General features: G+C 72.5%; 2 protein-coding genes. One reads left to right on the plus strand and one right to left on the minus strand.

What is annotated here, in order from left to right; all coding sequences use genetic code 11:
- The first annotated feature begins 57 nt into the window (after window positions 1-57).
- A complete protein-coding gene (locus tag I59_RS17630; protein ID WP_022904998.1) occupies window positions 58-2,532 on the plus strand; it encodes a glycoside hydrolase family 3 protein in 2,475 nt (824 codons plus the stop codon).
- 510 nt (window positions 2,533-3,042) lie between these two features.
- Here the strand turns inward: I59_RS17630 and I59_RS20390 are convergent.
- A partial coding sequence (locus I59_RS20390) for an LLM class flavin-dependent oxidoreductase (RefSeq protein ID WP_148286305.1) occupies window positions 3,043-3,837 on the minus strand: 795 nt, incomplete at its 5' end.

A 3,837-nucleotide genomic window follows, 5' to 3' on the forward strand; every position in this document is an offset into this window, starting at 1 on the left:
CTCCCGCATCCGCGGCGTGCGCTGACGCTCGCCGACCGACGAAAGGACCCACCCATCGTGACCGAAACGCAGACCGTGAGCACCGCCTCCCGTCCGCTCACCGAGCGCATCGAGGCGCTCCTCGAACAGCTGACGACCGAGGAGAAGGTGCAGCTGCTCACCGGACGTGACTTCTGGACGACCTGGCCGATCGAGAAGATCGGGCTGCGCCGCATCCTCATGTCGGACGGACCCTCCGGCGTCCGTGGCGAGGTGTGGGACGAGCGCGACCCGTCGCTCAACCTCCCGTCCGCGACCGCGCTGTCGGCGAGCTGGGACCGGGCGATCGCGAAGCGCTACGGCGCCGCCGCTGCGGTCGAGGCCCGGCGCAAGGGCGTCGACGTGGTCCTCGGACCGACCATCAACCTGCACCGCTCGCCCCTCGGCGGCCGCCACTTCGAGGCCTTCAGCGAGGACCCGGTCCTCACCGCGGTCCTCGCCGCGTCCTACGTCGAGGGCGTGCAGGAGAACGGTGTCGCCGCGACCCCGAAGCACTACGTCGCGAACGACTACGAGACCGACCGCTTCACCGCCTCGACCGAGGTGTCCGACCGGGCGCTCCGCGAGCTCTACCTCCTCGCGTTCGAGAAGGCCGTCACCGAGGCCCATGCCTGGGCGATCATGTCGTCGTACAACGCGATCAACGGTGTCACCGCGTCCGAGAACGACCTCCTCGAGACGCCCCTCAACTCCGAGTGGGGCTTCGACGGGATCGTCGTCTCCGACTGGACCGGCGTGCGCTCGGTCGACGCGGCCACGGCGTCCCAGGACGTCGCGATGCCCGGGCCGAACCCGTGGTGGAGCGAGGGGCCGTTGCTCGCCGCCGTGCGGGACGGTTCCGTGCCCGAGCACGCGATCGACCGCAAGGTCCGCCGCATCCTCACCCTCGCCGCCCGTGTCGGTGCGCTCGAGGGGTTCGAGCCCGTCGCCGCGCAGCCCGTCCACGTGGAGGACGGTGTCGCGTTCGTCCGTGAGGCCGAGGCCGAGGGCACGGTCCTCGTCCGCAACACCGGCGTCCTGCCGATCGACCGGGCCGCCGTGTCCCGCATCGCCCTCATCGGGCACAACGCCGACCAGGCCCGCAGCCAGGGCGGCGGGTCGGCCACCGTCGTGCCGTCGCACGTGGTGACCCCCGTCGAGGGCATCCGCGCCGCGTTCCCCGGCGCCTCGGTGGACTACGCCATGGGTGCGGTCGTGCAGGAGGGGATCGCGGAGTTCCCGCTGACGACGATCACGAACCCGTCGACCGGTGCGCCCGGCGCCCGGGTCGCGTTCGTCCGCGACGGCGCCGAGCTGTACGTCGAGGACCGCCGGGCCACCGCGCTGTTCTGGTTCGGCGGCGACGCCCCGACCCGTGAGGCCGACCGGCTCGACATCACGACGACCTACACCGCACCCTCGGCCGGCACGGTCCGGATCGGCATCGGGGCCACCGGGCACTCCCGGATGTGGATCGACGGCGAGCTCGTCCTCGACGAGGTCGTCGGCTCGGAGGGTGACCAGCTCGGCGCGGCCTTCCTCAACCCGCCGGCGCGCTCGGTGCCCGTCGAGGTCGAGGCGGGGCAGCACCTCGCGATCCGGATCGAGTACGACGTCGTGCAGGACGAGACGCTCGGCGGGGTGCTCGCGTACCAGTTCGGCACCGAGCCGAGCGACGCCGACCCGGCCGTTCTGATCGAGGAGGCCGTCCGGACCGCGGCCGGCGCCGACGTCGCCGTGGTGGTCGTCGGCACGAACAGCAAGGTCGAGTCCGAGGGCTACGACCGCGACTCGCTCGCGCTCCCCGGGCACCAGGACGACCTCGTCCGGGCCGTGGCCGCCGCGAACCCGAACACCGTCGTGGTCGTCAACTCCGGTTCCCCGGTCGAGATGCCGTGGCGGGACGACGTCGCCGCGGTGCTCCTGACCTGGTTCGGTGGGCAGGAGTACGGCAACGCCCTCGCCGACGTGCTGACCGGTGCCGCGGAACCCGGCGGACGACTCCCCACCACCTGGCCCGCGACGCTCGAGGACACTCCGGTGTCGAACGTCACCCCGGTCGACGGCGAGGTCGCCTACGACGAGGGCGTGCACATCGGCTACCGGGCCTGGCTCCGCGCGGGCACCGAGCCGGCGTACCCGTTCGGCCACGGCCTCGGCTACACGACGTGGAGCATCGACGGTGTGGCCGCGACCCCGACCGTCCGCGAGGGCGACGCCGTGATCGTCACCGCGACCGTCGCGAACACGGGCGACCGCGCAGGCAAGCACGTCGTGCAGGTGTACGCCTCGCGGGCGGAGTCGATGGTCGACCGGCCGGTCCGCTGGCTCGTCGGGTTCGCACCGGTCCGCCTCGCTGCGGGCGCCTCGACCGAGGTGTCGATCGAGGTCCCGGCGCGGGCGTTCGCGCACTGGGACGGTGCCTGGGCGTACGAGCCCGGCTCCTTCACGCTGCACGTCGGCGCGTCCGTCGTGGACGTGGCCGGCACCGCGACCCTCGAACTGGAGCAGTGACCCCATCCGGAATCCGCACCACGCGGCGCCTCGTTCAGTAACATGGATCCGCGTGTTCCGGCTGGTTACCGGTCGCGTACACACCATCAACGGCGTCGACGTGTGAGCGAGCCGGTCTCCTGATCCGATCGGTCAGCCCCGATGACGCCGGTGTGTCAGGATGCGTCCCCGCGCTCGCGCGGGGACGCATTCGTCGTTCCGAGGCGCTCTTCCGGGGCGTCGCGGTGGTCGTGGTCGTGGTCGCGGCGTTCGCGGTCGAGTGGGTCGCACGGATTGTCGGGTCGGCGTCGCGACGGTGAAGAAGCTTCACCTTGTCGGGCCGGAATCCGCAGACTCGGTGTGACAACCCGGACGCCGAGTGCAACGATGGGCAGACCATCCCGTGCGGATCAGGAACGGGATGGTCATCCGGCCAGGGGCCCGGGGAACTCACCAGCCCGACACGGGCCCCGCCGGATGCCATCCGGCCGAGCGTCCGCGGCGCGGTCAGCGCACGACAGCCGCCCGGGATCAGTCGGCCGTGCGGAGCGCCGGCGCGATCTCCTCGGCGACGATCCGGAGGATCCGCTCGTGCGATGCGGCATCGCCGTTCGCGGGCAGGGTGATCACGAGTTCGTCGGTCGACGCCACGGCCGGGTCGGCGAGCAGCGCGTCGATGATCTCCGCCACCGAGCCGGACAGGACCTTGCTGAAGCGGAAGGGCGGGCCGGAGTGGGGTCGGCCCGCGTCGTCCATCCCGGAGGCGTAGCCGGTCAGGAACTCCTCGTGCACCGCCCGGTCGTGGTCGTCGAGCAGTGGGACGACGATGCGCCCGACCGCGACCTTCGGCGTGCGGCCCGTGTGCTGGCCGGCGGCCTGCAACTCGGCGAAGCGCTCCCGGTAGGCGGTGATCTGGTCCGCCTGCGCCTCGGCGAACGGGGCGCCCGTGTCCTCGGTGTTGAGCGTCGAGCAGTGCAGCAGCAGGCCCTTCTCGGCGGTGCGGACCGCGGTGCCCAGGCTGCCCCCGCCCCACCACACGCGGTCGCGCAGACCCGGGCTGAGCGGCTGCAGCGCGAGGTCCGCTCCGGCAGGGATGCTCTCGTAGCCCTTCCCGGCTGTGCCGAGTGGCTCGCCCTGCAGGACCTCGAGCAGCCGGGCGGCGCGCGCCTCGGCCTCGTCGCGGAAGCTCCGGTCGACTGCGCCGAACACGGGGTCGAGGATCGGCCCGTACCCGGCGATGCCCGTGCTGATCCCGAGCTGCACACGGCCGCCGCTCAGCAGGTCGACGGTGCGGCGTCCTCCGCGAGCCGGACCGGGTCCTCGACC

The organism is Curtobacterium sp. B8, from assembly GCF_000333315.1.
Taxonomy (GTDB): Bacteria; Actinomycetota; Actinomycetes; order Actinomycetales; family Microbacteriaceae; genus Curtobacterium; species Curtobacterium luteum.